This is a genomic window from Frankia sp. AgKG'84/4 (assembly GCF_023242965.2).
Lineage (GTDB): Bacteria > Actinomycetota > Actinomycetes > Frankiales > Frankiaceae > Frankia.
The window spans coordinates 1-6,419 of sequence record NZ_JALKFU020000291.1 but is presented as its reverse complement, the minus strand read 5'-3'; the positions used below and the strand labels follow the sequence as shown (position 1 = coordinate 6,419).

6 protein-coding genes are annotated in these 6,419 nt (G+C 73.1%); 5 read left to right on the top strand and 1 reads right to left on the bottom strand.

Going from position 1 to position 6,419, the window contains the following annotated elements; translation table 11 throughout:
• The coding region (locus MXD58_RS17130) for a YdcF family protein (RefSeq protein WP_250609542.1) at positions 1–581 on the top strand (581 nt) is incomplete at its 5' end.
• A 67-nt stretch (positions 582–648) separates the two neighbouring features.
• Positions 649–1,038, top strand: coding sequence for an Hsp15 family ribosome-associated heat shock protein (hslR, locus tag MXD58_RS17125; protein ID WP_248839007.1), 390 nt, complete (start codon positions 649–651; stop codon positions 1,036–1,038).
• Between the two features lie 12 nt (positions 1,039–1,050).
• Here the strand turns inward: hslR and MXD58_RS17120 are convergent, their stop codons facing one another.
• Positions 1,051–1,668 carry a TetR/AcrR family transcriptional regulator gene (locus tag MXD58_RS17120; RefSeq protein WP_248839008.1) on the bottom strand — a complete coding sequence of 206 codons (618 nt, stop codon included), beginning with the start codon at positions 1,666–1,668 and terminating at the stop codon, positions 1,051–1,053.
• Between the two features lie 245 nt (positions 1,669–1,913).
• On the opposite strand from MXD58_RS17120, the gene MXD58_RS17115 reads away from it, so the two are divergent.
• The 3 genes from MXD58_RS17115 to MXD58_RS17105 form a co-directional block, all read left to right on the top strand.
• Complete coding sequence (locus MXD58_RS17115; RefSeq protein ID WP_248839009.1) at positions 1,914–3,509, top strand: MFS transporter; 1,596 nt, start codon at positions 1,914–1,916, stop codon at positions 3,507–3,509.
• A gap of 66 nt (positions 3,510–3,575) precedes the next feature.
• Complete coding sequence (locus MXD58_RS17110; RefSeq protein ID WP_248839010.1) at positions 3,576–3,791, top strand: SbtR family transcriptional regulator; 216 nt, start codon at positions 3,576–3,578, stop codon at positions 3,789–3,791.
• 736 nt (positions 3,792–4,527) lie between these two features.
• The coding region (locus MXD58_RS17105; RefSeq protein WP_308301983.1) for a GAF domain-containing sensor histidine kinase at positions 4,528–6,419 on the top strand (1,892 nt) is incomplete at its 3' end.

Here is a 6,419-nt window from a genome sequence, read left to right as displayed (position 1 = left end):
CCCCGGTCCTGCTGGCCGAGGGCCTGCACTGGCGGGCGTCCCGGCGGCTGCTCGGGCCAGCGGCGGCGGCCGGCCGGGACGGCGCACAGGCCGTCCTGGTGCTCGGCTTTCCCTCGACGCACTCGGGCGCACTGCGGCCGCTGCAACGCTGGCGGACCGAGATCGGGGTGCGTTCGCTCGCGCCCGGCCAGGACAGCCGGCTGATCTTCAGCGGGGGTGGCCCGCCGGGGTCCGTCACCGAGGCCGAGGCGATGGCTGGATACGCCCGCGACAGCCTGGGCGTGCCCGCAGAGCGGATCACGCTGGAGACCGCGGCCAGCACGACGTGGGAGAACATCGCCTTCTCGCTGCCCTACCTGGAGTCGGCGCGGACGATCGCGATCGCCTCTGATCCCCTGCACGCCAGCCGGGGGCGGCGCAACCTGCGCCGGCAGCGGCCCGACCTGGCCGTCCGGCTGGTCGCCGCGCGGGACTACCGACCCGGCGAGTACTGGCAGCTAAAGGTGGCGACCGCGCTGTACGAGGTCACCCGACCACCGATGCGACGGATACGGGTCCGCCTCGCGAGGTTCGCGCGCTGATTCAGGTGGCGGCGCCGCCGGAGCCACACGTCGCCACGGCGTACGGATCCGTCCGTAGAGTCGCGCCATGGCCACGCCGGGAGATTCCGTCCGGGTCGACACCTGGATCTGGTCCGTGCGGCTGCTCAAGACCCGCTCGCAGGCGAACGACGCCTGCCGGGCCGGGCACGTGCGGGTCAACGGCGACCGGGTCAAGCCCGCGCACCTGCTCCGGGCCAGCGACGAGGTCCGGATCCGGCAGGCCGGCCGCGAACGGATCGTCATCGTCACCCGGCTCCAGCGCAACCGGGTCGGGGCGCCCGTGGCCGCCGAGTGCTATGTGGATCACAGCCCGCCGGTCGAGCGGCAGCCCGCGCCGCTGGTCCCGACCCGCGACCGGGGGGCCGGCCGGCCGACGAAGCGCGACCGCCGCGCCCTGGACCGCCTGCGCGACGCCGGGCGGCCCGACCCGCTCTGACCCAGCTCCTGGCTACGGCCTTCCAGCCACGCCAGCCACGCCGGCGGCGCCGCGGACGAGGTGCTGGGCCGCGCGCAGAAGTCGATCGTCGGGTACGCCGATGTCGTGTCGCATCAGCGGGACGAACGCGTGCATAGCGGTGAAGAACAGCAGCGCGGTGGCCTCCACGTCGTCCACCTGGTAGGCGCCGGCGGCGACGCCGGCGCTCAGCAGGGCGGCGATGGCCTCGACGAGATGCCGGTGGGCGGCCTGGTGCCCGGGAGCCAACGGGTCGCGTGCTTCCGGGACGCCACTGGCCACAGGCCGGAACAGCACGCCGGGCAGCCCACTGTCACCGGAGAGGCGCCGGAAGCAGGTGAGCACCGCGACGTCGAGCTTGCCCGGCCAGTCCGGGCAGGCCGCGGCGGCCGCGATGAGGTCCGCGGCGAACCGCGCCGCGAACTTCTCCTGCAGCGCTGCGACCAGCCCCTCCTTGGAAGGGAAGTACTGGTAGAAGAGCCCCTTCGAGACGCCCGCCAGGCGGGTGATGTCGTCGAGGGTGGTCGCGGCGAAGCCTTTGGCCACGAACAGTTCCGCGCCCGCGTCCATGAGCTGCGCCCGCCGCTCATCGGCCGACCGGTACCTCGACATCCTCGCCACCTCCACCCGGACCGCCCCATCCTACCGTTACTGACCGTCAGTCAGTCCATTGACTGACCGTCAGTCAGTCCATTGACTGACGGTCAGTCGGTCCCCTACCCTGGCCGTGTTCGAACGTTCGCCGCCTGTCGGCCGAACGCGTCGCCCACCACGCTTCGCACCGGGCCGCGGATCATCGATCGGTTCCCCTGCCCGCGGGCATACGGAACCTACGGACCATCACCCCAGGGAGAGCCATGGATCGGAAGTGGTGGACGCTGCTGGTCGTCTGCGGCGCCACGTTCATGTTGCTGCTCGACGTGACGATCGTGATCGTCGCGCTGCCGGAGATCCAGACCGGCCTCGACGGGAGTTTCGCCGCTACCCAGTGGGTCATCGACGCCTACGCCCTCACCCTGGCCTCGCTGCTGCTGACCGCCGGGTCACTCGCCGACCTCTACGGCCGCCGCCTGCTGTTCACCGTCGGCTTCGCGATCTTCACGGCGGGCTCACTGCTGTGCGGGCTGTCGCAGTCCGCGCTCATGCTGATCGTCTCCCGCGGGGTGCAGGGCATCGGCGGCGCGATCCTGTTCGCGACGGCGCTGGCCCTGCTCGCGCACAGCTTCCGCGGCCGCGACCGGGGTATCGCGTTCGGCGTGTGGGGCGCGGTCACCGGCATCGCCACCTCGCTCGGGCCCATCCTCGGCGGCGTGATCACCAGTGGCATCAGCTGGCGGGGCATCTTCCTGGTCAACGTGCCGATCGGCATCGCCGCCATCGCGGTGACCCTGTGGAAGGTCGAGGAGTCGCGCCCGCCGGTCGCCCACCGGCCGGACTGGGCCGGGTGCGGGGTGCTCACCGGCGGCCTGGTCGGCGTGGTCTACGGCCTGATCCGCGCGGGCGAGACGTCCTGGACCGACCCGGTCGTCCTGGTCTGCTTCGCCGTCGGGTTCGCCCTGCTCGTCGCGTTCGTCGTGGTGGAGAGCCGGGTCACCCACCCGATGTTCGACCTGTCCCTGCTGCGCACGCCTACGTTCCTCGGCGGGTCGGCGGCGGCGATCACGATGAATGGTTCGCTGTTCGCGATGTTCGTCTACCTCGTCCTGTACCTGCAGAACGACCTCGGCTACTCGGCGCTGGGCGCCGGCGTGCGGCTGCTGATCCTCAGCGCGGCGAGCTTCGTCGCCTCCGCCGTCGCCGGGCGCTTGTCCAACGTGGTGTCGGCCCGCTGGCTCATCGGGCCCGGCCTGCTGCTCGTCGGCGGCGGCCTGCTGCTGATGACCGGCCTGGACGCGGGCACGTCGTGGACGCACCTCATCCCGGGCTTCCTCGTCGCCGGCGTCGGCAGCGGGATGGTCAACCCGCCGTTGGCGTCGACCGCAGTCGGCGTGGTGGCGCCGGCTCGCTCGGGGATGGCGTCAGGCGCGAACACGACGTTCCGCCAGATCGGCATGGCGGTCAGCATCGCCGCCCTCGGCTCGCTGTTCGCCTCCCGGCTGGAGAGCGGCATCAACGGGGCGCTGCGCGGCGTCCCGGCGCTGCGCGGCCAGGGCGGGCAGGTCGCCGACGCGCTGCGCGGCGGCGACGCCGACGCGCTGTTCGCCTCGACTCCCCCGCAGTCCCGCGGCGCGCTGGCCCAGGCCATCCACACCGGCTTTGCCAGCACCATCAACGACCTGCTCGTGGTCACCGCCGCCATCGCGTTCATCGGCGCGATCTGCGCCCTGACCCTCATCCGCCGCAAGGACTTCATCGCCCAGGGCCCGAGCCCGGCCGCGGCCACCGCCGTCGACCGGGGCGCCGAGGCGACACCGGCACCAGCCGGCGCGGCCCGGCCGGCCACCGGCGGCTGATCTCCGCGACCACGGCGAGACCCGGCTTGAGCCGAGGCCAAGCGGGACACCGCCGACGCGATCGCCGTGCCGGGCGCGTTGCGGGACGCACTGCAGGACGCGCTCGCCCTACTGCTCAGCCGTGCGCAGCAGGCAGGCACGGTGCGCCCGGAGGTCACCGCGGCCGACCTGATCGCGATCATCAAGGGCCTGCTCATCGCCGCCCAGGACGACGCCGAGCCGGGCCGGGCCGCACGCCTGCTGACCATCATGATCGCCGGATTGCGAACAGACCAACCCTGACCTGACGGCCATCAGCGCGCCCTCCCACCACCAGGCCGCGTCCGTCGAATGGTGATCGCGCAATGCCCCTTCCGAGAAACCACGACGGTCACACCGCTCCCACCCCGGCCGGGACGCGAGCCTGCGCGCACCTCTCACCCTCCCGATCACCCTCCCGACATCACCCCCAGCCACCAGCCGCCGCCGGCCGCGCGTGCCTGCGCTGCCGCGGGCCGCTTTGATAGGTACAAATCGGACCCGGAGCCCCTCAAAAGCGGCCCGAAGCCCCCTCCCACACACCGAGCCGACTCCATCGGACCGATGGCGGTCACCCACAGTGCCGTAGGCGGCGCGGCGTAGCGCGGCTGGGAGTGTCCTCGGGTGGGTCTTTCTCCGACCAGCCGCAGGTCCACGGGAAACGACCTGGGCCTCCGCCTGACCTTCGGCCGCCGGAGCGACCGGATCGGAGTTTGGCCCGGCCCGGCCTGGGCGAGCCGACGGCGGTGGACGCCCAGGGCCGTTGCGGGCCGCCCCCGGTCGTAAGGGCACGGGAGTTGCGGGTCGAAGGTCCCTGGGCGCCGCGACGGCGCCGGCCGAGGATCGGAGGAGACGAACCATCCGCGGCCGCGCCGCGGCCGCCGGGCCGGGGCGGGGCCAGCCGGCGGGCAGGAGGGAGGGCATCCGATGAAGGTCCGCGAGGTGGCGACGGAACCGGCGCACGGTGTGCGGACGCTCCCTCGACCCGTGTGCTGACGCGATGCCCACCACCGACGGATGGCCAGCCCGCGGGATCCGTCCACACCATGAGCAGTTCGGTCCGGGGTCGAACGGCGGCTACTCCCCCCGGCACCCGCACGCCGAGTCCGGGCACGACCTCGCCGTACCGGGTGGGCCGCGGTCCGGCAGCGTGCGGGGGCGAAACGGCGCCCCGTCCCCCGGCGACCTGATCTTCCCGGCGGTGGCCCGCCTCGAGCTCGACGAACTGCTGGCGCAGCTCGTCGACCGGGCCCAGGACGTGCTGTCCACCCAGGGGCGGCTGCGCGGCCTGCTGCGGGCCAACCGGGTGATCACTTCGGACCTCAGCCTCGACGTGGTGCTGCGCCGGATCGTCGAGTCCGCCTGCGAGCTGGTCGACGCCCGTTACGGCGCGCTCGGCGTCATCGCCCGCGACGGCCATCTCGAGCAGTTCGTCCACGTCGGGATGGATCCCAGCATGGTCGAGGCGATCGGGAGCACCCCGCGTGGCGACGGCGTGCTCGGCCTGCTCACCGAGGAGCCGACGCCGGTGCGCCTCGACGACATCGCCGATCATCCGCACGCCGTCGGCTTCCCGTCCGGGCATCCGCCGATGCAGGGCTTCCTCGGGGTGCCGATCCTGGTCCGCAACGAGATCTTCGGCAACCTCTACCTGACGGAGAAGCGCGGCGACGCGCAGTTCACCGCGGAGGACGAGGAACTTGTCCTGGCGCTGGCCGCCAACGCCGGGGTGGCGATCGACAACGCGCGGCTGTTCGGTGAGGCGCAGCACCGCCAGCAGTGGTCGCAGGCGTCGGCGGACATCACCCGCCATCTGCTCGCCGACGGCGACGATCCGCTGGAGCTCATCGTGCGCCGCGCCGGGAACGTCGCCCGCGCCGACACCAGCGCGCTGGCCCTGTGCGACCCGGCGGCGGGAGCACTGAGCTTCGACGTCGCCGACGGGCACGACGCCGAGCGGCTGCGCGGGCGCCAGGTGCCGATGGACGCCTCGCTGGCGGGACGGGCGGTGCGCGAACGGGCGCCGCTGGTCGTCGGGGACGCGCGTTCGCTGGGCGGCTCCGAGGTCGACGGGCTCGACGTCGGCCCCATCATGATCGTCCCGCTGATCGCCTCGCAGGTCACCTCCGGGGCGCTGTTCCTCGGCCGCCGCCGCGGCAGCGGCCTGTTCTCCGACGAGGACCTCGAACTCGCCGCCGCCTTCGCCGCCCACGTGGCCCTCGCCCTCGAACTGGCCCGCACCCGGGCCGCCCGCGGCCGGTTGTCGCTGCTGGAGGACCGCGACCGCATCGCCCGCGACCTGCACGACCATGTGATGCAACGGCTGTTCGCGGTGGCGATGGGCCTGCAGGGCCTGGCCGCCAGCGAGGAACGGGCGCTGCGCGCCGAGCGGATGAACACCTACGTCGAGGATCTCGACGAGACCGTCCGGGAGATCCGCCAGACCATCTTCGAGCTGCGCGGGCGCTCCACTCCGGCGACCGGCAGTGGCCTGCGGGCGAAGATCCTGGGGATCATCGACGACATGGCCGAGGCGTTCGGCTTCACCCCGCGGCTGCACCTCGACGGCCCGGTCGACAGCGCCATCGACGCGGCCGTCGGCGACCATCTCGTCGCGGTGGTGCGCGAGACGCTGTCCAACGCCGCCCGGCACGCCCAGGCGTATGCGGTCGAGGTGACGGTCACCGCCGCCGGCGGCCAGGTCAGCGCGGAGGTCGTCGACGACGGCGTCGGCATGGGCCCGACGACGCGGCGCAGCGGCCTGGCGAACCTGCGCAGCCGGGCCGAGGGGCTCGGCGGCACCTTCGTCATCGAACCGGGTTCTCCTGCGACTGGAACGCGCTGCGCGGCGCCCAGCAGCTGCACGAGGTGTTCACCGCGATCCAGCTCGAC

What these genes read in the sequence shown, in the direction of transcription:
- MXD58_RS17120 (WP_248839008.1), bottom strand. Translation starts at nt 1,668, where the DNA reads ATGTCGAGGTACCGGTCGGCCGATGAGCGGCGGGCGCAGCTCATGGAC.
- MXD58_RS17115 (WP_248839009.1), top strand. Translation starts at nt 1,914, where the DNA reads ATGGATCGGAAGTGGTGGACGCTGCTGGTCGTCTGCGGCGCCACGTTC.
- hslR (WP_248839007.1), top strand. Translation starts at nt 649, where the DNA reads ATGGCCACGCCGGGAGATTCCGTCCGGGTCGACACCTGGATCTGGTCC.